This is a genomic window from Sphaerisporangium perillae (assembly GCF_023276435.1).
GTDB classification, from domain to species: Bacteria; Actinomycetota; Actinomycetes; order Streptosporangiales; family Streptosporangiaceae; genus Sphaerisporangium; species Sphaerisporangium perillae.
Genome location: NZ_JALLPO010000058.1, coordinates 21702 through 46444, shown reverse-complemented (window position 1 = coordinate 46444; position 24743 = coordinate 21702). Strand labels below are relative to the sequence as shown.

Sequence of the window (24743 nt, the reverse complement as noted above, 5' to 3'; positions counted from 1 at the left end):
TGTTCTGGGCCTTCGCCTACAACGTGGCCGCCCTGCCACTGGCCGCCGCGGGCCTGCTCAACCCCATGATCGCCGGAGCCGCCATGGCGTTCTCCTCGGTCTTCGTCGTCACCAACAGCCTCCGCCTCCGCCGCTTCGCCTGAACACCGCATCGTAGAAAGGCAACGACTACGGCCCTCGGTCATGACCGAGGGCCGTTTCCGTTCACCGATGACGGGGTCGAAGCAGACTGGCCGGCGGAATGCGGTATCAACCATCGGCGTGCCGCTCGGCCCCGAGGCCCGCTACGAGCAGACCGAATCCATCTCCCTGGCCTTCGTGACCGCCCTTCAAGTCCTGCCGCCTCGCCAGCTCGCCGTCCTCATCTTGCGCGACGTCCTCGGATTCTACGCGAACGAGGTGGCCGACATGCTCGACTCGACCGTCGAATCGGTGAACAGCGCCCTCAAACGGGCCCGCGCCAGCCTGGAGCGCCGCCGGCCGCCGGCCGCCGACCGCGAACGGCCTCCCGGCTGCGACTCACCCTCTGAGAATGCGATCGTGGCGAAGTTCGTCAGCGCGTACGAGTCCGCCGATCTCGATGTGCTGGTGGCCCTTCTGACGGCGGAACCGTCGGCTCGAGGGCGTCGAGATCCAGCCCCTGACCCGGCACCTGGCCCGCGGCCGACCAGCGACCCGACCCAGGCGCCGACCCCCCACGAAGGTGATGAAGCGGAACTTCAGGCCCGGTGGCCGGGCACGGTCACCGGGGAAGGAGCTCGTGGCAGTGGTGCGCCAGGAACGCGCTCACACCGGGTGTCAGGGCCACGGCGGCCGGTCCGGCGAGCAGCAGGCCCACGGCGGCCACAGTGGCGAGGCGCTCATGGCGGTTGAGCGGAGTCTCCGGGCCCAGCATCCGGCGCACGCGAGTCAGGGCGTTTTCGCCCCCCATGCCCATGGAGAAGGCAGGCACCCTTCCCGTGGCGAGCCGTACGAGTGCGCTGGCGATGTGGATCCGCGCGTGACGGCGGGCCGCTACATCGTCCGCCTGGAGTTCGATGAGCCGGGCCGTCTCACTCCTGGCGCGCCGGAACAGCGGCACGTACGGGAAGGCCCGGGAGAGGATCTCCCCGGCCGCCACCACGAGGTGGTGCCGGCCCTGTAGATGGGCCTGCTCGTGTGCAAGGACGGCCGCCACTTCTTCCGGCGGCAGGGATCGCAACGCTCCTGTCGTTATGACCATCTTACCCTTCCCACCCGGCAGGCAGTAGGCGATCGGCTCGATGTGATCGAGCACGACCGCTCCCAGCGCGCTGTCGTGCTTGCCGAGCAGGCACAGCATCTCCGCGTGCTCTCGCCGCTCCCGCTTGGCCTTCAGCAGCACGACCGCAGCGCAGTACGCCAGACGGCCCCCGACCAGGCCGCCCGATGCGGCGGCGATCACCAGTCCGGTCGGCGTGACGGCGGCGCCGTCGGATAGGAGCGCGGCACAAGCCTCGAGGAGGTCGGCAATGCCGTGTCCGACCACGGAGGCCGGTATGGCGGCTGCGAGGACGGCGAGGACGGCGGAGGTGAGCACGGACGCGCATGCGGCATGCCACATCGCGATGGCGAGACGCGGGGCGCGCTCGGCCCAGTCGCCCCGGACGAGCAGCCGCGGCAAAGCTACCGCTCCGGATAGGGCGTACAGTCCCAGCACGACTGCGACGATCATGAGCGACGACCTCTGGGGGGATAAACCTGGAGCGCGGCCTCCAGCGCCTCCGCTTCCTCGGGTGACAGGCGCTCCAGGAAGTGCACCAGCGTGGCGGCTTGGTTGCCGCCGTTGGCGAGCGTGGTGCGCATCAGCTCGGCGGTGTAGGCCTCCTTGCTGGCGATCGCCTCGTAGACGTACGCGCGGCTGATCTGCTTGCGCCGTAGCAGCCCCTTCTTGTGAAGGTTGTCCATCACGGTCATCACGGTCGTGTAGGCGATCTGGCGTTCCTGCCTGAGGTCTTCGAGCACGTCCCTTACCGACGCCGGTCGGCGGTAGGACCACATGCGGTCCATCACCACCGACTCCAGGTCTCCGAGGCCCCGTACCATCCGCCAACCTCTCTGCGTGCCGTCCGGCCAATGCTATCGAGCTTCGTAGGCGGGTCACAGGCTCGGAGGACGCGATGGTGAGGTGTCTTGTACGAGCCACCGTAGTCGACTGCCTGAGACGTCCAGGCAAACCCATATGAACCCGCAACGCCTGGGGTCCGTACTTGCGGGTGCGATCCCCTACTTCACTTAGTAGTATCGCGCCGCAGGTTCAAGCAAACCGTAAGTAGATCAGGGATGGTACCGCTTTGGTCGTGCGCCTCATGAGACGGAGCGTCGTGCCGCTGGGCGCGGTCCTGGCAGCCGTCGCGGTCCTGCTCGCGCAGGGAAGTGCCGTTGCCGAGCCACGTCCGACAGTGGCCCAGGCCAAGGTGAGGCTGGCCAAGTTGGAGGACAAGGCCGACCAGATGGTCGAGCGCTACAACACGGCGGCCGAAAAGTACAAGGCGTCGAAGAAGAAGTACGAACAGCTCAACGACCGGCTGGAAAGCGAGTTGGCGAGGGTGGCCGTGCTTCGGGAGAACCTGGTGTCGACCGCGGTGGGCACCTACCAGTCCGGTGACGCCTTGTCCTGGCCTGGCTTCGTGAACCAGCCGGACCCTGCGGCCATGTTGTCCGGGTTGGCGGCGGGAAACCAGATCGCGGCCGGGCGCGAGCGCATCCTGCGGGAGTTCGACGTCGCGACCCAGGGGCTGCGTGACAGGCGCACCAAGGCCAAGGGGGCGTATGACGAGTCGCGCGACATCCTGGAGGAAGTCCGGGGGGAGAGGAAGAAGGTCGAGAAACTCGTCGGTGAGCAGGAGCGGCTGCTGCGCCGCCTCGACCAGTTCAACCCCGGCAATCCCAACAGCCCTGGCGTCAAGTACACCGGTCCGGCCTCCGGTAACGCCCGTGTGGCCCTGCAGTTCGCGTTCGCCCAGATCGGCAAGCCCTACCGGTGGGGCGCCACCGGACCGGGCTCCTACGACTGCTCCGGCTTCACCCAGGCGTCCTGGGCCAAGGCGGGGGTGAGCCTGCCGCGCACCACTTACACCCAGTGGGCCTGGGGCGCGAGTCGCCGCGTCCCGCTGGACGCGCTGCAGCCGGGCGACCTGCTGTTCAGCCGGGGGCTCGGCCACATGGGCATGTACGTCGGCGACGGCAAGATGATCCACGCGCCCCGCACAGGGGATGTGGTCAAGGTCGTCGCCCTGGATGACTATTGGCGTGGACGCCTGCTCGGCGCCATCCGCCCCTGACAGAGGTTGGACGCTGGCGGGGCTCTGGTCAACCTGCCCGGTGAACGGTCTCAGCCGCCTTCGCCGTTTGGGCCTGCGTGGCGTGCGCGAAGGCGACGGTGGCCGGGGTGGCGGGACGGGACGCGGCTTGCTCGAAGAGTGTTTCGGTGTCGGTACGGACCTCGTTCACGGCGGCCAGGCAAGTGGCCAGGGCCATGATGACCAGGGCTGTGACAAGAGGATGGCGCCGTGGCGGGGCGGCGAGCAGGCACGTGACCCGGCTTGGCACGTCGCCGTGGTGGAACCCGAGGACGGCGCTGCGCGCCTGGTGTGGATGATGGGTGGTGGCCAGCGCGGCCGTGGCGATGGCGCGGGCTGCCAGGCGCCGGTCACCGACTTCCCCTGCGGCCCTTTCGTCGGCCCAGCGTTCAGTGGTGTACTCCACGGTCCGCGGTAGAGCGGCGAGCAATGGGTTCAGTGCGGCGGCGACCGTGGCGATGGCCCGGTAGAGGTGATGGCGATCGCGCAAGTGCGCCCGCTCGTGAGCCAGCAGCACCCGCCGCTCGTCGGCGCTGAGAACCCGCAGGATTCCCGTTGAGACCACGACACGGCCGCGACCTCCGGGCAGGCCGGGTACGGCGTACGCCCCGGGAGCGGGATCGTCGACGATCACCAGACCGCCCGGGCCGCCACGCATGCGACGAAGGGCCCGGGCCGCCCGCAGGTAGTCGAGGCAGCGCCGGGCCACCGTCGCCGCCGCCGCGACGCTCACGATGCCCAGCGCCAGCAGGGCGATCATGGCGGTCACCGGTGACACCGGGTCATGTGCCTTCAGCAGCCTGATGGACCAGTCTCCCAGCGCCGCGATGAACGGCAACTGGCCCAGGTAGGTCCAGGCCAGGCATGCCAGGGCGAAAGCCGAACTCGCCGCGACCGCCGCGCCGACCCCTACCAGAAGCCGCGTCGCGGTGGCCGGTGGGAGCCGTCGCCCGAAGTGCGGGATGGCGAGTCCGAGGAGCATCGAGACCAGGAACGGCGTGTAGACGATGATCCGCATGTCAGTCACCGGCCTCCCCGAGCAGTCGCTGGAGGGTCTGTTCGTCGCCGGGCGACAGCCGCGACACGAACTGGGCCAGCACCGCGGCTCTGTCCTGCCGGCGGGCGAGCAGATCCTTCATCGCCTCGGCGGTGTGGGAGGCCTCGTCCACCGCCGGCGCGTATACAAATCCCCGGCCTGCGCGTTCCCGCGTCGCCAGGCCCTTGCGATGCAGGCGGGCCAGAGTCGTCATGACGGTCGTGTAGGCGAGGGATCCTCCAAGACCGGCTTGGACCTCGGCAGGACTCATGGGCGCCGATCCCGACCACAACACGGCCAGCACTTCGTCCTCCAGCATCCCCGGAGACCGTCTGTCCGCCCGCTCCTGATCATCGGTCATGTGGGCATCCCCTCGCGTGACCTACTATTGGAGTAGTAGAAACTATTTGGATAGTAGCTCGAGGCTACAACGCGAACGCACCACATGAGGAGGCCGCCCATGGCACATGGGCACGCGGAGATCCACCAGGTATGGCCCAAGGACGGCCGCGTCCGGGTCGTGGGCCGCATCGTCGACCTGGACCTCCCGACCGGCGTGGCGGCAGGCAGCCTGACCCTCACCAACCGTGACCGCCCACACCTGGTGGTCCGTTGCCCGGCCACGTTGACCGGCCGGCGATTCGAGGCATCCTTCGCCGTGGACCTGATCGCATCAGCCTCGGCGGCAGCGGTGGCCGGCGACCAGGAGGTCTGGGACCTCCACCTGGAGGTGCCCGGCGGCCACAGCGGGCTGCGCGTGGGCCGCCACCTCGACGACATCCCCAACAAGAAGAAGGTGATGACCTTTCCCGCTCAGGTCGGCGGCACTGCCCGCGGGTTCGTCAGTGTCAAGCCGTACTACACCGTCGAGCACAACCTGTCGCTGATCTGCCGACCGGCCCAGCCATGAAGATCCGCTACCTCCTCATGAACGCCTACGGCGTCGGCGGCACCATCCGCACCGTGATGAATCAGGCCGGAGCCATGGCGGGCGATCACGACGTCGAGCTGGTCAGCGTGTTCCGCACCCGCGATGAGCCGAAGTTCCCCCTCGATCCACGAATACGCCTGCACGCCCTTATCGATCTACGCGGACCGCGCTGGCGCCATCCGGCCCGCACCTGGTTCCACAACCGGCCCAGCCGCCTGGTGCCACCCAGCGAGGTCCGCTACGCCGCCTTCAGCCGGCTCAGCGATCGCAAGATCGTGCGCTACCTTCAATCGCTCCATGGTGGGGTGCTGGTCACCACCCGGCCCGCTCTCAACCTGCTCGCCGCGCGCTTCGCCCGGCCCGGAATCGTGCGGGTCGCCCAAGAGCACATGCACCTGCGATCCCACAAACCCGAACTAGCCGCCGAGATCGTGCGGTGGTACCCGAACATGGACGCGGTCGTAACCCTCACCTACACCGACGCGGCGGAGTACATGGCCGCGCTGGACGGTGGCGGCGCCAGGGTGGCGACCATCCCGAATGCGCTCTCGCCGGCCGAGCGGGCGCCGGCCACCCGGAACAGCAAGACCATCATCGCGGCCGGACGGCTCACACGGCAGAAGGGCTTCGACCTGCTGATCGAAGCCTTCGCCTCGGTCGCCGGCACCCATCCCGACTGGCAGTTGCGCATCTACGGCGACGGAAAGGAGCGCGGCGAGCTGCAGCGCCTCATCCATCGGCTGCACCTGTACAACCACGTCTATCTGATGGGGGGCACGACCACGCTGGAGAAGGAACTCCCCAAAGGCGCCATGTTCGTCCTCAGCTCCCGGGCAGAGGGGTTCGGCATGGTGCTCACCGAGGCCATGGCCCACGGGCTGCCCGTCGTCAGCTTCGACTGCCCGAACGGTCCAGCGGAGATCATCAGCCACGAACAGGACGGGCTGCTGGTTCCCCCAGGTGACCTCGCCGGCCTCGCCGCGGCCATCGAACGACTCATAATCGACACCGAACAGCGACACGCACTCGGCACCTCTGCCCTGGCCTCCGCACAACGCTACGACATGAGCTGGATCCGGCCGCAATGGGAACAGTTGTTCACTGAACTCCGCAACTCCCAGACCCGCGAACCCCACCTTGAGTGAGTGTCGATACGAATGCGTGCAACGATCACATCGACGCCTTGGCCGTGATTCCGCACTGAATTGTGTACGAAGCGTAATAGTAGGAGCGGGCGGGCATGGCTGAGGGCGTCAAGACCGTGGTGCTGGACGTGCGGGCCGCAGCGGCGGCGCCGCAGGCCCTTCTTCGACGGGACCTATGTGACCTGGGACGACCTGGCGTCTTGGGGCGCATCGTGGGATGCGCCCCAAGACGTGCGTGCTACTTGGACCGCAGCAGCTGCTTCATCGTGCCGATCTCCGCCGTCTGGCTCGTCACGATGGCGGCGGCCATCTCGTGGGCCGGCGGGAAGGCCCCGGAGCTCTGCTCCTTCTTGGCCATGGAGACCGCTCCCTCGTGATGCTTGATCATCATCGTGAGGAAGGCCTTGTCGAAGGCACTGCCCGACGAGTCATCGAGCTCCTTCATCTCGTCGGCCGACATCATGCCGTCCATGCCGTGTCCCATCGAGGACATGTCGTAGCCCGGGACTTGCATGCTCCAGGCGGTCAGCCAGCCGCTCATGGTGGTGATCTCGGGCTCCTGGGCGGCCTCGATCTGCTTGGCGAGCTGCTTGACCTCAGGGCTGGAGGCCCGTGAATCGGCGAGTTTGGCCATGTCGATCGCCTGTCGATGGTGGGGGATCATCATCTGGGCGAACATCACGTCCTGGTCGTTGTGGTCCGCCGACGGACTGCCGGCAGAGCTGCCGGCAGGAGTAGCGGTCGGCGACGCCATCGAAGACATGCCGTGGTCGCCGCCCGCTTGCTGTCCGTGGCCGCTGGCTGTTTCTTGCCCGCCGCAACCGGTGGCGAGCAGCCCGGCCGCTGCCAGAGCCGTGGAAGCGATGATGAGACGTTTCATGTGAACAACTCCGTGATTCGGCTTGGTGACTGATCCGTAGGCGGCCGAAGACCGCCGCGGAAGACGTCACCGCCGAAGCACGCAGAGCTGCGCGAGGGTCGGCCCGCGTGGCAGGACTCTCGGTCTGGCTCTGGGAACAAGCCCACCGAGGACGGGAGGATCGATGCCCGGGCTCGTGCCAAGTGCTCTGCCCGCGAGGAATGCCAACGCCGCTATGAGGAGCAGGGCAAGGCAGACCTCCCCGCCACCGTGTCCGTCGTGGGCGGGCATCTGCCGGTCGTGGTCGTCGCCGACAGGGACATCGGATGGCATGCCTTTCTGGGAGACATGCATAGTCAAGACGCCGGCCATCTCAGTCGGCCCGGGTGTGGGCTGGACACCGTGCATGGCGAACAACCCGGCGACTACCGCACATAGCAGGATCGGCCCGGCAATGGCCCGGCCGATCACCCCGAACGCGCTGCTCCCGACCACGGAGCCAGACTAGCGCTTGCGCCAGGTACTACTACGCATCACCGGAGAAGCCGGCTGGAACTGAGGGAACCTCGTGGCGGATCGCCCCCTGCACAAGTGCTCACTCAGTTGCGGCTGTGCCGGAGCTGTGGAGGTGACGCTCGTACCGGAGCGTTGCTCGATCTCGCCGCAAGGCCGGTGGTGGAGAGGTTGTATTTGATCACCATGTTGAGGAAGGCCGTGCCGAAAGCGGTGCCCGAAGGCTTTCCAGTTCCTTCATGTCCTCGGGGGACATCATGGCGATCAGCTGTGGTGATGTCTCGTCGGTTCTGGTCGCTGGGGACGTAGTCCGGTCAGTGTGATGGCGACCAGTCGGTGGACCGCGTCGGGGGTGGCAAGGGTGCCGGCCGCGGTGAGGGCGTGCAGGCAGTAGCAGGTCAACTCGTCGGCCGACACGTCAACGCGCAGGTCGCCGGCTTTCGCACCCTCGGTGATCAAGTCTTGGACGAAGCGGTGGAGTCGCTGGCGCGCGCGGTCGACGTGTTCGCCGCGGTGGAGGGGTGTGGACAGTTCACCGCCGTGGCGTCCTGAGTGGTGCTGGATGAACGCATACGCCTGGAGTACGGCTTCCAGGCGGACGCCGGCCGGGTCCGCGGGATCGGCGGCGGCGGCGAGTTGGTCGAGGTGCGTGGTGACCTGACGCTCGTGCCAGGCGACGAGGATGGTCTGCACGTCGGGGAAGTACTTGTACAGCGTCGCCCGTCCGATGCCCGCCTTCTCCGCGATCTGCGACATCGTCAGGGCTACGAGTCCATGCTCGGCTACCAGGGCCGCCGTGGCGTCCAAGGTCGCATCCCGGACCGCGGCGCGATGCGCGTCGATGGTCTCGTTCCACAGCTTCGGCACCAGGCCATAATACATCTCATCCATGACAGAGACACTATGACGTTGACAAAGACAATGTGTATCGATAAATCTGGTGTCCTGTTCCCCTGGCCCCGGCGCGCGCTACGACGGGTGGCCCGGTCGCCAGCTCTCACGACACATGAACCCAAAGGAGTGCGATGCCAAGCCTGGTAGCCCAGATCGAGACCGAGCGCCCGAGCCGGTATCTCGTGCAGTTCTGCAAGCATGCCGCCGCCATGGGCGGCGGCGGTCATGCGCCACGGATGCATTTGCACGGCATAATGGCCCGCCGTGAAGTGCGGGTCAGCGCCGAATGGTCTGACACCCACGGAATCGTCACCTTCACCCCGTGGGGGAAATGCACGCTCGCCGCCGAGGGGAACATCCTCGACGTGCGCATCGAAGCCGCCGATGAGGACGGTCTGGCGCAGATCCAGGACGTCATCACGCGCGACCTCGACAGGTTCAGTCGACGTGCCCCGTTGGTCGTGACCTGGCAAACGACAGAAGCGGCCAGCGTTATGCCGCCTCTGGAGGCGCGCGGAACGACACTCAGCAGGCAAGGCGCTCCCGGCTGGGTACGCGCGAACCTGCAGACGATCGTCTTGGTGGTGGCCGGGGCGCTGGTCCTAGCCGTGCACCTCGGACTGGCCGGCACCATCCTCGCAGACTCGCGGTGGACCGGCTTCGCCGGCAACGCTGTGCTGGCGATCGTCGTGCTGAAGGTCGCCCTCATCGCTGTGGGCCGTCTCCGTATTCACCGCCGCAGAGCCGCATCTCTATCACGAGACTCACGGCGGCGCGCTCCTCATGATCATGGCTCCCGGCGCTAGTCGAGAGAGTGCGTCGGTGAGCAGGAGCGGCTGCTGCGCCGCCTCAACCACTTCAACCCCGGCAATCCCAACAGCCCCGGCTCAAGTACATCGGTCCGGCATCTGGCAATGCGCGCATGGCGTTGCAGTTCGCCGGACGGCACTGAGCCCGAGGAGGTTAGGACCGCCTTCGGCTGCGGTAGGCGGCGGTCTTGGCGCGAGCGGTACAGGCTGCGCTGCAATAGCGGCGCGAACCGTTGCGGGTCAGGTCGATGTAGACGGCGTCGCAGTGGTGAGCCTCGCACTGCCCGAACCGGTCGGGCCCATGACCGTCGACGATCAGCCGCCAGTGCGGTGGCGAATTGCCGCCCATGGCCTTGACCTCGGTGCCGCCCGATCCGTGAAAATGCAGGTGGAACGGCTGGCCCACGTCCTCGGTCAGGTACGGTTGCGCGCCGTACTTGCGGATCATGGCCGCCACCTGCTCCGCGATGCTCTGGAGCGCCACGGCGACCCGCGGACGTTCTGGATCGGCCGCCTCTTCCGCCTCTACCCGCTCTACCTCGCGGTCATCGCCCCTGGTCCTGGCCCTGCCGGTCCCCGGCCACCTGATCAACTAGTACAGCCGGCGCCGGAATCCGGGAGCGGCAGGCCGTTTACGGGCATCAGAGAGGTGGACGACACTGGTGGGGGAGGGCGGCATGATCGATTCAGCTTTGGTCGGCTTCTGCAGGGACAACGGCTATCTCCTGGTCAAGGGCCTGCTCAGCGGATCGGAGGCGCAGGAGTACCGGGAAGAGTGCCACGCCGTCCTCGCGCGGTTGCGCAGGACGGACCCGACCTGGGGGAGCGCCCGTGAACTGGCAGGGGGTGCGACCGAGCTGAGGCATTGCCATGACGCGCAGTTCTATTCGGCCGCGTTCGCGAGGCTCGTGGTGGACCCGCGCTTCACCGACGTGGCGGCGGCGCTGATGGGCACGGAGAACGTCCAGCTTCACCACACCAAGATCTTCGTGAAGCCGGCGGAGAAGGGATCGCCGTTCCCCCTTCACCAGGACGCCCCGCACCTTCCGCATACCAGGCACACGGTCGGCGCGGCGGTCTTCCATTTCGACGACGCACCGGAGGAGAAGGGGTGCGTCCGCGTGGTGCCGAGCAGCCACAAGAACGGGGTGCTGCCACACATCGAGGAAGGCGGTTGGCACCTGCCGCTGTCGGAATGGCCGTTGGAGGCCGCCATCCCGATCGAGGCCGAGGCGGGCGACGTCCTGTTCTTCACCTACCTCACCGTGCACGGGTCCGGCATCAACACGGCGGCAGAGGCGCGCACGACCTTGCTGGTCCAGTTCCGTGATCCTGAAGATCTGCCCGTCGATGACGTCCACCGCTCCAGAGGCCAGGGGATGATGCTCCGCGGCATCGATCCGACCATGCGAGCCACCTGACCGGAAGACAGATGGCAGCCCACCTTCGAGAAGCGCCGCGTCAGTTACGTACCGCTGGAGCCGATGGACGACCTCCTGCCCCCCGATTCAAGTTGACTCCCCGGCGACGCCGGGGTGGGTAAGCCGCTCGGGGGCGACGACCTTGTCGTACAGGGTCTCGCTGATGCCGGACCGCAGCGCCGCCTCCTTGAGGGTGAGGTGCTCGTCGAGCGCCCGGTGGGCGATGCGAGCGGCGTTGTCGTAGCCGATGACCGGGCTGAGCGCGGTGACCATCATGATGGACCGCTCGACGTCCTCGGTCAGCTTCTCCATGTTCAGCCTCGCACCCTCGACCAGGTACGTACGGAAGTGGTCGATCATGTCGGCCAGGATCCTCACCGAGTGCAGGACGTTGGCGATGATGACCGGCCGGAAGGCGTTGAGCTCGAAGTTACGCTCGGCGCCGGCGATGGAGACGGCCGTGTCATTGCCGATGACCTGGACGGCGACCATCAGCATGGCCTCGGCCTGGGTGGGGTTCACCTTGACCGGCATGATCGACGATCCGGGCTCGTTGGCCGGCAGGGTCAGTTCGTGCAGACCGGCACGCGGTCCCGACCCGAGCCAGCGCATGTCGTTGGCGAACTTGAACAGTGGCGCTGCGAGGGCCCGGATCGAGGCCGAGGCACGCACCAGGGCGTCGCAGGAGGCCTGCGCGGCGAACGGGTTGGGCGCGATCGTGAACGGGTGCCCGGAGAGCTGGGCGATCCGGGAGGCGACCTGCTCCCCGAAGCCGGGTGGCGCGTTAAGCCCGGTGCCGACCGCCGTGCCGCCGATGGCCAGGCGGTGCAGCCCCGGCAGCGTGGTCTCGAGGTGGTCGATGCCGTCGGCGATCTGGGCGGCGTAGCCCGACCACTCCTGGCCGACCGTGAGCGGGGTGGCGTCCTCCAGATGGGTACGGCCGATCTTGACGACGTGCTCCCACTCGTGGCTCTTGCTCTCGGCGGCGCCGCGCAGGCGCTTGAGCGCCGGGAGCAGGCGGCTGCTGATCGCCTGTACGGCGGCGATGTGCATGGCGGTGACGAAGGTGTCGTTGGATGACTGCCCCATGTTCACGTGGTCGTTCGGGTGGATGGGCTCCTTGCTGCCGAGGCGGCCGCCGAGTAGCTGGATCGCCCGGTTGGAGATCACCTCGTTGACGTTCATGTTCGACTGGGTGCCCGAGCCGGTCTGCCAGACGTACAGCGGGAACTCGTCGTCCAGGTCGCCACGGATCACCTCGTCGGCCACGCGGGCGATGAGGTCCGCCTTCCGCCGCGGCAGCCGGCCGGCCTCGGCGTTGACCAGGGCGGCGGCCTTCTTGATGTATCCGTACGCGTGGTAGACGGCCTTCGGCATGCGGTCCTCGCCGATAGAGAAGTGGATCAGGGACCGCTGGGTCTGCGCGCCACAGGACGTTGCTTCCGCGGTCGCCTACCTCGGCTCGGCCGCGAACGGGCACGTCAACGGCGAAGTCCTCGCCGTGACCCGCGGGCGGCACCTGACACGCCAACGATCCCGGGGGTTTGGGGTCCGACCGGCTCGCCGACGAGGTCGCGAAATTGTGTCGCACTCGTTTGCAGATGGCCAGCCACAGTGGGTTACGCATCGCGACAGCTACCTATTGCAAACGAGTGCAGCGTGGGCTCATCATGAGTGGGCTGTGAAGGAAGTGCCACTCGGACGACGTTGAGACGGAGAGGCGATGGCCGACGACCAGCGACTCGAGGACCTGCCCGAGGCGGCGGATGTGATCGTCCTTGGGGCCGGCCACAATGGGCTGGTGTGCGCGGGGTACCTGGCCGCCGCCGGGCTCGAGGTGCTCGTCCTCGAGGCGAGGACCGTTCCTGGTGGCAACACGGTGACCGAGCAGTTGACACTGCCGGGCTTCGAGCACGACTCGTGCTCGAGCGCGCACGTGCTCATCCAGTCGAATCCGCTGCTCAGGGATGACGAACTTGGCCTGCTGGCGACGTACGGGCTGGAGTACGCGATGACAGACCCCGCTGTCGTGCTGCCCCAGGCCGACGGTGACGCTCTGGCCATGCACCGCGACCTCGGCGGGACGGCGGACGAGATCGCCCGCTGGTCCACCGAGGACTCGGCGGCATTCCGGACCTTGATGGCCGAGTGGTCCGACGGACTGGCGGCCGAGCATGCTAGATGGAACTCCGCGACGCCTGCAGGTGAGGCCGCGAAGCGGTACCAGGCCCTCAGGCGAAGGAGCGCCTGGGACGTCGTGCACGAGCGCTTCAGGAACCCGGTGATCCGCTCGTTCATGCTGTGGCTGTCGATGGCGACGATTCAGGATCCCCGCCGGCCGGGCACCGGGGTCCTGCCCTCCTCGATCGCAGCGGGTCGGCTGGCCTTCGGCTGGACGACCCCGATCGGCGGCTCGGGCGCGCTGCCGGGCGCGCTGATCCGGCAGATCGAGGCCCACGGGAGCGGCGTCGTGTGTTCGGCGCCGGTCTCCGCCATCGAGGTCAACGGGGGCAGGGCCGTCGCGGTCCGGACAGGGGACGGCCGGAGGGCGCGGGCGCGCAGGGCGGTGGTGTCCAGCGCGCACCTGGCACGGCTCGCCGGCATGCTCGACGGTGCCGAGGTGCCCGCCGATCTCGCCGAGGCGCGTGACACGTGGCGGCCGGGTCTCAGCGTCTTCGCCGTCCACGCCGCGCTCCGGCACGACCTCGGCTTCCATACGCGAAAAGGGCCGATCCTCAGCACCGCCGCCGGGTTCGGCACTGCTGAGGGCATCGCCCGCCAGATGGAGGCCTTCCACCGCGGGGATGTCCACGCGACCGACCCCTGGCTGCTCGTGGTCGATCAGACGGTGGTCGACCCCGGCCGGGCGCCCGGCGGCGCGGCCACATTCAAGATCCTCACTGTCGCGCCGTACGAACGAGCGGACGGCCGCTCCTGGGCGGACGCCAAGCATGAATACGCGGAAGCGGTGGTGGACCTGGTTCGCTCGCGAGCCGTAGGACTGGAGCCGGAGAACATCCTCGCGCTTCGGGCGGAGTCCCCGGTCGACGTGGCCGCCCACAACCCGCACAACCTCGGCGGATCCTGCCACGGCGGCGAGTTCCACACGCCCGCCGGCGACGTGATCCCCGGCTGGCCTTCGTACCGAACCTCCATTCCCGGCCTGTTCCTGACCGGCTCGACCACACATCCCGGCGGCTCGGTGTCCGGCCGCCCGGGACGCAACGCCGCCCGTACGGTGCTCACCGCCCTCGGGATCGACCCGTCGACGGTCATGGGACCCATCTGACAGTTCAGCGACTTAGCTACGTCGCGCTCGGGCGCGAGGGCCGGGCACGGTTACAGCGGAAGACGGAAATGGCCGGGGAAGGGAAAGATCCCGGAGCGGAATCGCCCCCGGGATCTCCCGTGATCTCCTAAGTGGTCTTCTCCGGCGGACCGGTCATCGCCCCGAAAACCACCTGAACTCGGGTCGCTTCTTCTAGTGGTGCTCGAACACGGTCGTCACACTACGGCGGCCCGAAGATCGATCACCACCAGAAGTCTGTGAGCTCCCAAAGCGGAAAGCCGAAGCCGCCCTCGCTGCCGTGGCCGCCGCCCCAGCCGCCCTCGCTGCCGTGGCCGCCGCCCCAGCCGCCCTCGCTGCCGTGGCCGCCGCCCCGGCCGTTCCACTTGTCGTGGCCGCCGCCCCAGCTGTTCCACTTGCCGTGGCCGCGACCCCAGTCGTCCCACTTGTCGTGGCCGCCGGCCCCCCAGCCACCGGCGGTGACGGCGGTGGACGCGGTGGCGCTGGTAGCCGTTGCGGCGCTCAGGCCGACAAGACCACCGGTGAGCACGGCGGTGGCAGCGAGCGTTGCGGCGTATCTCTTGATGCCGGGCATTGCGTTCTCCTTGACGTCGGGTCGCCCTATTGATGCATTTATCGCGCTGGTTCGAGATAAGTGCCTGGGTGACTTGTTAAGAGCCTGCCCGGTTAGGGTCTTTCCGGACGTCAGATACGACAAACGAGGATAACGACGTCTTGGTGGCTATTTAACATCTCATTATATGTTTCAGTCTGATATTCCCTATTTGTCCGAATCGTTCGGACGAACGCCTGACCGGCTCGCGGGCCCGTCACACGCCGCCCAGCGGGTGTCCCGCGGCTCGCACCCCGGCGTGGCGTCAGGCGGTGCCCCGGGCGCGGTGCTCCCGGGGGCTGATGCCGCGGACACGCTTGAAGGCCGTGCTCAGGGCGAAGGAGCTGCCGTAGCCGACCTGCCGGGCCACCGCGCCGACGGTGGCGTCCGGCTCGCGGAGCAGGTCGGCGGCCAGGGCCAGCCGCCACTCGGCGAGATACGACATGGGCGGTTCGCCGACCAACTCGGTGAAGCGGCGAGCCAGCGCCGCCCTGGAGACCCCGGTCCTGGCGGCCAACGACGCCACGGTCCACGGCTCGGCCGGGCTGTTGTGCAGCATCCGCAGGGCCCGGCCCACGACGGGATCGCTGTGCGCCTTGTACCAGGCGGGGGCTTCGGCCTCCGGCCGGGCGAACCACTCGCGTAGCGCGGCGATGAGCAGCAGGTCGAGCAGCCGGTCCAGGACCGCCTCCTGGCCGGGATCGTTCTTGACCATCTCGGCGGCCAGCAGCGGGACCAGCGGGGAGTCCCAGGAGTCACCCGGGACGACCAGCAGCGGCGGCAGCGCGTTCAGGAGCCGCCCGCTGACCTCGCCCCGCATCGTGTAGGTGCCGGTGAGCAGCATCGTCGGGCCGTCCGGGCTGTTGCCCCACGTGCGTACGCCGAGCTCCATCATCTCCAGCTCCTGCCCGTCCGGGGTGGTGCAGAGCTGGCCTGGATGGATGATGACCTGCGGCGCCGTGGCCGGGTCGTCGGCGACGGTGTACGGGGCGGGGCCGCGGATGATCGCCACATCGCCCGGACCGAGCCGTACGACCGCACCCTCGTCGGGAACGACCCTGGCGTCGCCCCGGACCATGGCCACCAGGGTGAGCGGCGCCTCGTCCTTGATCCGCATCGACCAGGGCGGGGCCAGGACCGAGCGAAGCAGGAACGCTCCCTGCGCCCGGGGTCCGTCGAGAAGCCCGACGACTGCATCCATGTAGACGATTAAACACAAAGCCGAGCTTTATAACCATGTGAAGTCTCACGACAACGCCGCCGCCACCGGCGTCTGGGGCAAGAGGTAGCACCCGCGGATCCTCCAGGACGCTCCCCGGTCAGCGAAGACGAGCCGATGATCCTTCCACCGCTCCCTCCCGGGGACGCTGGTCAGTTGGCGCGATAGTGGTCAGTGAGGACTTCATCGATGACGCGACGGTTGCCCGCAGCTCGCTTCTCGTCCCTGTCGATGGTTTCGGCCAGGCTGATCAAAGCCTTCCACAGGGCCCAGCCGCGAGCCCGCGCCCACATGGCGGGATCCTGGCCGACAGCGCTGCGGAAGGTCTCCCGGCTGTCGCCTGAGAACATCGTCCATGCGATCACCAGATCGCAGGCGGGATCACCGACACCTGATGTCCCGAAGTCGATGACGGCAGCCAGCCTTCCGTTCCTGACCAGCAGGTTGCCGCTCGCAACGTCGCCGTGGAACCACACCGGTGGCCCGGAACAGGCCGCCTCGAGGGCGGCGTCCCACACAGCCGATGCCCGGGTGGTGTCGATACAGCCTTCCAACACGGCGAGGGTGCGGCATGTTTCGTCGTCGTAGTAAGCCGGCGACGCACCCCGATAGAAGCTGTGCGCGCCCGCCGGCGGGCCGCCCGTCGCGTCGATGCGCTGCAGGGCAAGAATGAAGTCGGCGACCGAGGTCGCGAACTCGGACAGGTCGTCGATGCGGTCAAGGCTCGCGGTCTCGCCGTCCAGCCAGCTGCGGATCGACCAGCTGAACGGATATCCCTCGCCCGGAGCCCCCTTCGCCATGGGCGTGGGAATGGCAACCGGCAACGTCGGTGCGAGAATCGGCAGCCATCGATGTTCCTTGTCGACCGCCGGGGCATAGGCGGCGGCGGTGGGAAGACGCGCCGTCATCTCGTCACCGAGCCGGTAGGTGCGGTTGTCCCACCCGTCGACCTCGACCGGTGCCACGGGAAGGGCGCTCCACTGCGGGAACTGGGTCGCGACCAGTCGCTTCACCAGCCCCGCATCGATGCCGGCGCGCCCATCGATGTACAGGCTCTCGACCACCTCGAGAGTCTGACGGCCGTTCCCCCTGCCGCGCAAAGGGTTATTGACCTCCATCGAATGTGGGCGTCGTCACGTGACGCCGGATTCATGCGTCACCGTTCCGCACGCCGGCAGGTGCTCCACCTGGCGCGGGTTCATGCGGCAGATCTAGGTTGCGCTGTAGCGGCCGCGCCTGGCCGCAGCGGTGAGCGCGGCGGCTCTGGCCGCCTCGGTGGGGGTGAACGGCAGGTCCGGGCGCCGGAGTAGCAGGGTTCGCTCGGGATGCACTCGCCCAACCAGAGCAGATGGCCGACGCCGCCCTCTTCCTCGCCTCCGACGCCGCCTCGTTCGTCAATGGCGCCATTCTGCCGGTGGACGGCGGCTGGTCGGCGGCCTGAAACCCATCCGAACCCTGCGAGTGGCCATCCATCGCTGTGAGGCCGCTATCCGACGAGTGTCTGGGTGCCGAGGACGGCGAGGAGCGCAAGTCGTTCGGCGTCCTGCGTGCCGGGCTCGGCCGTGTAGATCATGATGCGCAGGTCGCTGCCCGCGACGCTGAGCACGTCGCAATCCAGCGTCAAGGGGCCCACCTGCGGGTGATCGATGGTCTTGCGCGACGCCCCCTCGTGCCGGCCCACGGCTCCGGAATCCCACAGCTTGGCGAACCGGTCACTGTTCGCGCGCAGCTCCGCGACCAGGCGCCGCAGCCGCTGGTCCGCCGGATACCGGCTCGCCGTCGCACGCAACGCGGAGACCTGCGCGTCCTCGAGCGCGCGCTGGGACTGCGGTGTGTGGCGGACGCGGCTGCCCGAGCCGAGGAAGTTGCGCCACACCGCGTTGCGCTCCTTGCCGCGCCGCTCACCCATCAATGCCGTGTACGGCGGGTTGGCCAGCAGCAGCGTCCACGTCGCGTCGGAGACCGCGACGGGTGTCGCGGTCAGCCTGTCCAGCATCCGCTGAATGCTCGGCGTGATGTAGGCGGGCACCGTGCCCTGCCCCGGCGGTACGAGCCCGGCGACGTGGAACAGATGCTCGCGCTCGGCTCCGGACAAGCGCAGAGCCCGGCCCAGGGCCTCGACGACTTGCTCCGATGGGTTGGTCGCCCGGCCCTGTTCGAGGCGGGTGACGTAGTCGACGGAGATCCCGGCCAGCAGGGCCAGTTCCTCGCGGCGCAGCCCGGCCGCGCGCCGATGGCCGCCGACGGGTAGCCCGGCCGCTTCCGGGGAGACCCGGTCGCGCCAGCGCCGCACCGTGTGCCCGAACTCTGTGGTCGCCATGGCACCACTGTGCACCCTCCCCGCCCGGATCTTCCTGGTACTGACAGTCCCAGGAAGACGGGACGCCTGGCTGACCGCGCAGTTCCGCCGCATCGTGAAGGCATGACAGCAACACTGATCACTGGAGCGAACAAGGGTCTTGGCTTCGAGACCGCCCGCCGGCTCATTGCCGCGGGCCACACCGTCTACATCGGAAGCCGGGACGTCGAACGCGGGCGCCGGGCCGCCGAGCAACTGGGCGCGCGGGTAGTCCAGCTCGACGTCACCGACGACGCGTCCGTGGAAGCCGCAGCGAAGGCCATCGAGGCCGACGGAGGGCTGGACGTACTGGTCAACAACGCCGGCATCGCAGTAGAGATGAGTGACAACAACGTCGTGATCGGCGCCGCGGACCTGACCGCCGACGTGATGCGGCACGCGTTCGAGACGAACGTCTTCGGCGTGGTGCGCGTCACCCACGCCTTTCTTCCGCTGCTGCAGCGTTCCGCCGCCCCGGTCGTGGTCAACGTCAGCAGCGGCCTGGCCTCGATGGCCCGGGTCACCGCCCCGGGCACACCGGTGCACGCCTACCCGGGGGTCGCCTATCCGGCGTCGAAGACCGCGGTCAACATGATCACCGTGCAGTACGCGAAGGCGTTCCCGAACATGCGGATCAACGCGGTGGAGCCTGGCTTCACCAAGACCGACCTGAACAGGAACACCGGCATCCAGACCGTCGAGCAGGGCGCCGAGATCATCGTGCGCATGGCCCAGGTGGGCCCCGACGGCCCCACCGGAGGCTACTTCGACGCCGAAGGCACCCTTCCGTGGTAATCCGAACCGCTGCCCCCAGCTGCTGCACGGTGACCTGAGACGGCAACGGCGGACGCCCCGCATCATCGACCAGCCGCAAGACCCCGCCTGGAGCCGGCCGGTCGCGCAGGGTTGCTAGACGTGCCAGATGGCGGCGAGCTGTCGAGTGGCGAGCCGGCGGGGTATCGCGCGTAGCAGGGCGTCGCGTAGCCACGCGGTGGCGCCGGTCTGCGACGTCAGCCGCGATTGCCGGGACGATGCCCGCATCAGGCGGTTGGCGCGGGGCCGGCGCTCCGCGTCGTAGCGGAGGAGCCGCTGGACGACATCGGCCGGCTCGGCGTCGCCCAGGTGACGGGTCACCGCGGCCGCGTCCTCGAAGGCCTGGCTGGCGCCCTGGCCGAGATCGGGGGTCATGGCGTGCGCGGCGTCGCCGAGGAGTGCGATCCGGCCGATCGCGAACGAAGGCAGCGGTTCGGCCAGGCAGGCGATCGGATCGACGTAGATGTCGGAGGGCGGGGTGGCCTCGATCAGCGCCGGGACCGCTGGGTGCCAGTCGGCCATCAGGGACAGCAGTTGCCGGCGTGCCTCATCCGCGCCGGGCGGCGTTCCGCGTAGCGCGGAGTCGGTGAACCAGTACAGATCGCTCTCGCCGACCGGGAACAGGCCGAACATCGACCCGGTGCGCCGGTCGATCAGGATGCCGGCCAGCAGGTCGGTCACGTCCAGGCCGGGGGGATTGGGCAGCATGCCGCGCAGGTCCAACCGGCCGGCCTGCCGCAGCCCCGGGTGGCCGGGGAACAGCCGGCCGCGCAGCCTGCTACCGATGCCGTCGGCCACGATCACGGCATCGGCGCTGGTGGTGGGCCGGCCGTCGCTGATCACCGTTACCCCGGTGGGGTCGGGCTCCAGGCGCTGAACGGGCGTCGCGGTACACACCAGCTCGGCGGGCAGCGGGGCACGCAGTGCCTGGTGCAGTCGCGCTCGGCCCACGACCACCGTCGGCCCGAAGGTCTGCTGCGCCTGGGCTGTGTCGGTGACCAGCAGTGGCCGTCCGCGCCAGTCCCGCAGTCCGCCACTGACGGCGGGCATGGCCTGGCCGCGAACGTAGTCACCCAACCCCAGCGCATCCAGCGCCTGGACGCCGTTGGGCATGATCACAATGGCGGTGCCCGCCTCCCGAAGCTCGGCGCCGCGTTCGTACAGCGTCACCTCGTGACCCGCCCGATGCAGCCCCACCGCGGCCGACACCCCACCCAAGCCGGCGCCTACCACCACGATCCTCATGACGCTCCTTCACCCGGTCGGCAGCCCATACCACTACGATCGTTCTAGTACGGATACTGCTATATCATGGCCGGGTGCCGCCGACCAACCCAGGCCGTCGCCGAGCCTTGGCCGATGCCGCGATAGATCTACTGGCGGCGTCCGGAGTACATGGCGTGACCCACCGCGCGGTCGAGAAGACCGCCGGACTCCCGCCGGGAACGGCCTCGAACTACTTCCGCAGCCGGGAAGCGCTGCTGGTGGCCGCCGCAGAGCGCATCGTCGAGTTGCACCATGCCGACATGGACCGGGCCGCTCAGCAACACAAGACCGCCGCGGTGCCTGCCGCGAGCATCACCGAACTGGTCGTTGATCTGCTGACCGAATCATTGCTCGGAGCGGCTACCACTCTGCGTAGCCGCTATCTGGCGATCTTCGAACTCCAGCTGGAGGCGGTACGACGACCCGCGCTGGCCTCGGCTCTCGCGGGTCTGCAGGACAGCTCGACGCGGTTCACCGCCGGTCACCACGCCGAGCTTGGCCTGCCCATCCCCCGCGAGAGGATTCCCACCCTGATCACGCTCTACGGTGGTGCGCTGTTCAGCCTGGTGACCGCACCGCCCGGGAGCATCAGCAAGGATGTTGTCCAAGGTGTCGTCCGCGCCATCGTGCACGGCGCGCTACCGGACTCGAATGACGCACTCCTCGGGGAGCCGGACGGCCCGTAACCGGTATCGCCTGTCGTCGTGTCAGCTTCCGGAGGGGCGGAGTGATCGGCGGACGCCGATCAGGCGTTGCAACAGGATGAAGGCGAGCAGGAGCAGGCCGATGAAGATCCGGGTCCACCAGGAGCTCAGCGTCCCCTCGAAGCTCAGGATCGTCTGGGTCAGGCCGAGCACCAGGACGCCGAGGACGGTGCCCAGCAGGTAGCCGGAGCCGCCGGTGAGCAGGGCGCCGCCGATGACGACGGCCGCGATGGCGTCCAGTTCCATGCCGACAGCGTGCAGGCCGTAGCCCGACAGCATGTAGAAGGACAGCAGGATGCCGCCGAGGGCCGAGCAGAAGCCACTGATCGTGTAAACGGCGATCTTGGTGCGGGCCACCGGAAGGCCCATCAGCAGCGCGGAGTTCTCGTTGCCTCCCACGGCGTACACCGATCGTCCGAGTCGCGTGTAGTGCAGGACGTACCCGGCGACGAGGACCACGACGGCGGCGATCAGCACGCTCGGCGAGATGCCGAGATCGGGGCCCAGGTTGATGCGCGTCTGGGCGAACGCGGTGAAGACCGGGTCGGTGATGGAGATCGACTCGGTGCCGATCGTGTAGCACAGGCCACGAGCCAGGAACATGCCGGCAAGCGTCACGATGAACGGCTGGATCTCGAAGTAGTGGATGATCGCACCCATCGCGAAGCCGAGGACCGACCCCATGACCAGAACGAGGAGGATGACCGGCCAGGCGGGCCATCCGTGACCGGTCATGAGCGTCGCGGAGACCATCGTCGTCAGCGCCACCACCGAACCCACCGACAGATCGATTCCGCCGGAGAGGATGACGAACGTCATGCCGACCGCGACCACGAGCAGGAACGCGTTGTCGATGAAGACGTTGAGCACGACCTGCCCGGTGGCGAAGCTCTCGTAGCGAAACCCGCCGATGACGAACATCGCGACGAACAGGCAACCGGTCACGGCGACCGGGACGTACTTGCGCGGAACACCGAAGCGCCGTGCCGGAAGGGTCGTGGCCGTCATCGGTTCGTCACCGGCTCTCGCTCGCTCATGGGCGCGGGCGCCGGCGCGACCGGCCGGGCCCGGCGTTTGACCACTTTCTGCCGGAAGGCGGGCGACTGCAGCAGGCACACGATGGTGACCACCAGCGCCTTGAACAGCAATGTCGTCTCCGGCGGCACGCCGATCGAGTAGACGGTGGTGGTCAGCGTCTGGATGATCAGCGCGCCCAGGATGGTGCCACTGATCGAGAACCGGCCGCCGGCCAGCGACGTACCGCCGATCACGACCGCCAGGATCGCGTCGAGCTCGATCCAGAGCCCGGCGTAGTTGCCATCGGCGCTGGACACGTTCGAGCTGATCATCAGACCGGCGATGCCGGCGCACAGCGCGCAGAACGTGTAGACGACGACCAGCACGCCGCGCGACCGGATGCCCGACAGCCGGCTCGCCTCGGCGTTGCCGCCCACCGCCTCGATGAACATGCCCAGCGCCAGCCGCCGGGTGAGGAAGGCGGTCAGCGCGACGAGCGCCACGACGATGAGGATCGAGAACGGCAGCGTGAGCCAGTAGCCGCCGCCGATCAGCTTGTACGGCGAGCTGTTGATCGTGACGATCTGCCCGTCGGTGATGAGCTGGGCCAAGCCGCGTCCGGCGACCATGAGGATCAGCGTCGCGATGATCGGCTGGATGCCCACCGCGGCGACGAGGAACCCGTTCCACGCTCCGAGCACCAGGGTGAGGGCCAGCGTGACGCCCACCGCGGCCAGCACGCCGGTGACGGAGTTCTGGTCGCCCAGGTCGCTGATCCGCAGGCACGCCAGGGCTCCGGCGATCGCGACCACCGAGCCGACCGACAGGTCGATGCCCCTGGTGGCGATGACCAGTGTCATGCCGAGCGCCACCAGGATCAGGGGCGCTCCGAACCGGAGGATGTCGATGAGGCTGCCGTACAGGTGACCGTCCTTCACCTGTATGTTCAGGAAGTTGTCGGTGAAGGCGACGTTGAGCGCCATCAGTCCGACAAGGATCAGGACCGGCCAGAACAACCGGTTCCGGATAAGCTCGCTCATGACGGTGCTCCGCTTGCGATCTTCCCCATGAGGGTGTCGGTGGTCAGCGCGTCGTCGTTGTCGAGCTGGGCGACCAGGGTCCGGTCGCGCAGCACGCCCACCTTGTGACTGAGGCGCAGCACCTCATCCAGCTCGGCGGAGATGAACAGCACGGCCATGCCGCCGTCGGACAGCTCGACGACCAGCCGCTGGATCTCGGCCTTGGCGCCGACGTCGATGCCGCGGGTCGGCTCATCGAGGATGAGCAGCCGAGGCTCCATGATCAGCCAGCGGGCCAGCAGGACTTTCTGCTGGTTGCCGCCGCTGAGGGTCCGTACGGGCTCGTCGGGGTCGCCCTTGATGTTGAGAGCCGCGACGTACTTGCGCACCAGCTCGTCCGCTTTGCGAGCAGACACCGGCCTGCTCCAGCCGCGGTCCGCCTGCAGCGCCAACACGATGTTCTCGCGGACGGTCAGCTCGTCCACCAGGCCCTCCTCCCGGCGGTTCTCCGAGCAGAAGGCGATCTTGTGGTTCATCGCGGCGCGCGGGCTGCGCAACGTGACCTTCTTCCCGCCCATGTGGACCGAGCCGCCGCCCGCGTGGTCCGCGCCGAACAGCAGCCGGGCGATCTCGGTGCGGCCCGAGCCGAGCAGCCCCGCCAAGCCGACGACCTCGCCTTCCCGGATGGTGAGCGTGAACGGGTTGACGGCTCCCGCCCGCCCGAGATCACGAGCCTCGATGAGCGGCTCGGTGGTCCGGGCGAGCGGTTTGCCCTCCAGCTTCTCCAGCTCGGCCAGCTCGCGGCCGATCATCTTGGCGACCAGGTAGACCTGCGGGAGCTCGCGGGTGAGGTACTCGCCCACGAGCCTGCCGTTGCGCAGGACGGTGATCCTGTCGGCGACCTCGTAGATCTGGTCGAGGAAGTGGGAGACGAACAGGATCGCGATCCCCTGCTCCTTCAGCCGGCGCATCACCCGGAAGAGCTGGGCCACCTCGTCGGCGTCCAGGCTCGAGGTCGGCTCGTCGAGGATGAGCACCTTGGCCTCGACGTCCACCGCCCGGGCGATGGCGACCATCTGCTGGACGGCCAGCGAGCACGAACTCAGCGGAGCGGAGACATCGACGTCCAGGTCGAACCGGTCGAGCAGCTCGTCGGCTCTGCGGTACACCTCCCGCCACCGGATCCGGCCGAATTTTCGGGGTTCGCGCCCGACGAAGATGTTCTCCGCCACCGAGAGGTTCCCGCACAGGTTCACCTCTTGGTAGACCGTGCTGATGCCGGCCTGCTGAGCGGCGAGCGGGCCCGAGAAGGCCACGGGACGGCCGGCGAGCTCGATCTCGCCCTCGTCGACCGGGTGCACCCCCGTCAAAACCTTGATCAACGTGGACTTGCCGGCGCCGTTCTCTCCCATCAAGGCGTGCACCTCCCCGGGCAGCAGCCGGAAGTCGACGCCGTCCAGGGCTCTGGCTCCGGGGAACTGCTTGACGATCCCGCTCATCCGCACGATCGGCGCGGACTCGGCCATGCGGCATTCCTTTC

Annotated in this window: 25 protein-coding genes and 3 pseudogenes; 10 read left to right on the top strand and 18 right to left on the bottom strand. The window is 68.3% G+C overall.

Going from position 1 to position 24743, the window contains the following annotated elements:
• Nucleotides 1–183: 183 nt before the first annotated feature.
• Nucleotides 184–408: pseudogene (locus tag MYF83_RS37855) on the top strand (hypothetical protein); the annotation flags it as partial.
• A 334-nt stretch (nt 409–742) separates the two neighbouring features.
• Here MYF83_RS37855 and MYF83_RS37850 read toward each other — a convergent pair.
• Together MYF83_RS37850 and MYF83_RS37845 are read right to left on the bottom strand one after the other, a co-directional pair.
• On the bottom strand, nt 743–1693 hold the full coding sequence (locus MYF83_RS37850; RefSeq protein WP_248965630.1) for a M56 family metallopeptidase: 951 nt from the start codon (nt 1691–1693) through the stop codon (nt 743–745).
• Nucleotides 1690–2064 carry a BlaI/MecI/CopY family transcriptional regulator gene (locus tag MYF83_RS37845; protein WP_248965629.1) on the bottom strand — a complete coding sequence of 125 codons (375 nt, stop codon included), beginning with the start codon at nt 2062–2064 and terminating at the stop codon, nt 1690–1692. The genes MYF83_RS37850 and MYF83_RS37845 overlap by 4 nt, the downstream gene beginning before the upstream one ends.
• Before the next feature lie 263 nt (nt 2065–2327).
• Between MYF83_RS37845 and MYF83_RS37840 the strand changes: the two genes are divergently transcribed.
• On the top strand, nt 2328–3302 hold the full coding sequence (locus MYF83_RS37840) for a C40 family peptidase (protein ID WP_248965628.1): 975 nt from the start codon (nt 2328–2330) through the stop codon (nt 3300–3302).
• 28 nt (nt 3303–3330) lie between these two features.
• Here MYF83_RS37840 and MYF83_RS37835 read toward each other — a convergent pair whose 3' ends face one another.
• Nucleotides 3331–4338 (bottom strand): M56 family metallopeptidase, encoded by a 1008-nt coding sequence (locus MYF83_RS37835; protein WP_248965631.1) that lies wholly within the window; start codon nt 4336–4338, stop codon nt 3331–3333.
• Nucleotide 4339: 1 nt separating this feature from the next.
• The gene (locus MYF83_RS37830) at nt 4340–4717 is read right to left on the bottom strand and encodes a BlaI/MecI/CopY family transcriptional regulator (protein WP_248965627.1); all 378 of its coding nucleotides are present in this window, start codon (nt 4715–4717) and stop codon (nt 4340–4342) included.
• Nucleotides 4718–4816: 99 nt separating this feature from the next.
• Between MYF83_RS37830 and MYF83_RS37825 the strand changes: the two genes are divergently transcribed.
• Both MYF83_RS37825 and MYF83_RS37820 read left to right on the top strand, forming a co-directional pair.
• On the top strand, nt 4817–5266 hold the full coding sequence (locus MYF83_RS37825; protein WP_248965626.1) for a hypothetical protein: 450 nt from the start codon (nt 4817–4819) through the stop codon (nt 5264–5266).
• Nucleotides 5263–6432 carry a glycosyltransferase family 4 protein gene (locus MYF83_RS37820; protein WP_248965625.1) on the top strand — a complete coding sequence of 390 codons (1170 nt, stop codon included), beginning with the start codon at nt 5263–5265 and terminating at the stop codon, nt 6430–6432. Before MYF83_RS37825 ends, MYF83_RS37820 begins: the two co-directional genes overlap by 4 nt.
• A 238-nt stretch (nt 6433–6670) precedes the next feature.
• On the opposite strand, the gene MYF83_RS37815 is transcribed toward MYF83_RS37820, so the two are convergent.
• From MYF83_RS37815 to MYF83_RS37810, 3 genes are all read right to left on the bottom strand, one after another.
• Nucleotides 6671–7312 (bottom strand): DUF305 domain-containing protein, encoded by a 642-nt coding sequence (locus tag MYF83_RS37815; protein ID WP_248965624.1) that lies wholly within the window; start codon nt 7310–7312, stop codon nt 6671–6673.
• 66 nt (nt 7313–7378) lie between these two features.
• Nucleotides 7379–7762, bottom strand: coding sequence for a DUF6153 family protein (locus MYF83_RS44630; protein ID WP_372500360.1), 384 nt, complete (start codon nt 7760–7762; stop codon nt 7379–7381).
• A 306-nt stretch (nt 7763–8068) separates the two neighbouring features.
• Complete coding sequence (locus tag MYF83_RS37810; protein ID WP_248965623.1) at nt 8069–8695, bottom strand: TetR/AcrR family transcriptional regulator; 627 nt, start codon at nt 8693–8695, stop codon at nt 8069–8071.
• 134 nt (nt 8696–8829) lie between these two features.
• On the opposite strand from MYF83_RS37810, the gene MYF83_RS37805 reads away from it, so the two are divergent.
• Nucleotides 8830–9504, top strand: coding sequence for a DUF2218 domain-containing protein (locus MYF83_RS37805; protein WP_279340610.1), 675 nt, complete (start codon nt 8830–8832; stop codon nt 9502–9504).
• Nucleotides 9505–9661: 157 nt separating this feature from the next.
• Here the strand turns inward: MYF83_RS37805 and MYF83_RS37800 are convergent, their stop codons facing one another.
• Nucleotides 9662–9955 (bottom strand): CGNR zinc finger domain-containing protein, encoded by a 294-nt coding sequence (locus MYF83_RS37800; protein ID WP_248965621.1) that lies wholly within the window; start codon nt 9953–9955, stop codon nt 9662–9664.
• Between the two features lie 229 nt (nt 9956–10184).
• Between MYF83_RS37800 and MYF83_RS37795 the strand changes: the two genes are divergently transcribed.
• The gene (locus tag MYF83_RS37795) at nt 10185–10928 is read left to right on the top strand and encodes a phytanoyl-CoA dioxygenase family protein (RefSeq protein ID WP_248965620.1); all 744 of its coding nucleotides are present in this window, start codon (nt 10185–10187) and stop codon (nt 10926–10928) included.
• Between the two features lie 87 nt (nt 10929–11015).
• Here MYF83_RS37795 and MYF83_RS43380 read toward each other — a convergent pair whose 3' ends face one another.
• Entirely contained in the window at nt 11016–11201 is a 186-nt protein-coding gene (locus tag MYF83_RS43380) for a hypothetical protein (protein ID WP_279340616.1), read from the bottom strand.
• Nucleotides 11202–11408: 207 nt separating this feature from the next.
• Nucleotides 11409–12347, bottom strand: a pseudogene (locus tag MYF83_RS37790) (class II fumarate hydratase); the annotation flags it as partial.
• 304 nt (nt 12348–12651) lie between these two features.
• Here MYF83_RS37790 and MYF83_RS37785 point away from each other — a divergent pair.
• On the top strand, nt 12652–14217 hold the full coding sequence (locus tag MYF83_RS37785; RefSeq protein ID WP_248965618.1) for a phytoene desaturase family protein: 1566 nt from the start codon (nt 12652–12654) through the stop codon (nt 14215–14217).
• A gap of 241 nt (nt 14218–14458) precedes the next feature.
• Here MYF83_RS37785 and MYF83_RS37780 read toward each other — a convergent pair whose 3' ends face one another.
• From MYF83_RS37780 to MYF83_RS37770, 3 genes are all read right to left on the bottom strand, one after another.
• Nucleotides 14459–14809: a hypothetical protein gene (locus MYF83_RS37780; protein WP_248965617.1), complete on the bottom strand. Its 351-nt coding sequence runs from the start codon at nt 14807–14809 to the stop codon at nt 14459–14461.
• A 283-nt stretch (nt 14810–15092) separates the two neighbouring features.
• On the bottom strand, nt 15093–16028 hold the full coding sequence (locus MYF83_RS37775) for an AraC family transcriptional regulator (RefSeq protein WP_248965616.1): 936 nt from the start codon (nt 16026–16028) through the stop codon (nt 15093–15095).
• Nucleotides 16029–16198: 170 nt separating this feature from the next.
• Nucleotides 16199–17164: an aminoglycoside phosphotransferase family protein gene (locus MYF83_RS37770; protein WP_248965615.1), complete on the bottom strand. Its 966-nt coding sequence runs from the start codon at nt 17162–17164 to the stop codon at nt 16199–16201.
• 221 nt (nt 17165–17385) lie between these two features.
• Between MYF83_RS37770 and MYF83_RS37765 the strand changes: the two are divergent.
• Nucleotides 17386–17487: pseudogene (locus tag MYF83_RS37765) on the top strand (SDR family oxidoreductase); the annotation flags it as partial.
• A gap of 45 nt (nt 17488–17532) precedes the next feature.
• Here the strand turns inward: MYF83_RS37765 and MYF83_RS37760 are convergent.
• Entirely contained in the window at nt 17533–18366 is an 834-nt protein-coding gene (locus MYF83_RS37760) for a helix-turn-helix transcriptional regulator (protein ID WP_248965614.1), read from the bottom strand.
• Between the two features lie 102 nt (nt 18367–18468).
• Here MYF83_RS37760 and MYF83_RS37755 point away from each other — a divergent pair, with 102 nt between their 5' ends.
• Nucleotides 18469–19179, top strand: a complete 711-nt coding sequence (locus MYF83_RS37755; protein WP_248965613.1) for an SDR family NAD(P)-dependent oxidoreductase — start codon at nt 18469–18471, stop codon at nt 19177–19179.
• Nucleotides 19180–19293: 114 nt separating this feature from the next.
• Here the strand turns inward: MYF83_RS37755 and MYF83_RS37750 are convergent, their stop codons facing one another.
• Nucleotides 19294–20442 carry an FAD-dependent monooxygenase gene (locus MYF83_RS37750; RefSeq protein WP_248965612.1) on the bottom strand — a complete coding sequence of 383 codons (1149 nt, stop codon included), beginning with the start codon at nt 20440–20442 and terminating at the stop codon, nt 19294–19296.
• Nucleotides 20443–20516: 74 nt separating this feature from the next.
• Here MYF83_RS37750 and MYF83_RS37745 point away from each other — a divergent pair, with 74 nt between their 5' ends.
• Nucleotides 20517–21149, top strand: coding sequence for a TetR/AcrR family transcriptional regulator (locus MYF83_RS37745; protein ID WP_248965611.1), 633 nt, complete (start codon nt 20517–20519; stop codon nt 21147–21149).
• Between the two features lie 21 nt (nt 21150–21170).
• Here MYF83_RS37745 and yjfF read toward each other — a convergent pair whose 3' ends face one another.
• The 3 genes from yjfF to MYF83_RS37730 are packed head-to-tail and all read right to left on the bottom strand — an operon-like array spanning nt 21171 to nt 24729.
• A complete protein-coding gene (gene yjfF / locus MYF83_RS37740; protein ID WP_248965610.1) occupies nt 21171–22175 on the bottom strand; it encodes a galactofuranose ABC transporter, permease protein YjfF in 1005 nt (334 codons plus the stop codon).
• The gene (locus MYF83_RS37735) at nt 22172–23224 is read right to left on the bottom strand and encodes an ABC transporter permease (protein WP_248965609.1); all 1053 of its coding nucleotides are present in this window, start codon (nt 23222–23224) and stop codon (nt 22172–22174) included. Before MYF83_RS37735 ends, yjfF begins: the two co-directional genes overlap by 4 nt.
• Entirely contained in the window at nt 23221–24729 is a 1509-nt protein-coding gene (locus MYF83_RS37730; RefSeq protein WP_248965608.1) for a sugar ABC transporter ATP-binding protein, read from the bottom strand. The genes MYF83_RS37735 and MYF83_RS37730 overlap by 4 nt, the downstream gene beginning before the upstream one ends.
• Between the last annotated feature and the right edge of the window lie 14 nt (nt 24730–24743).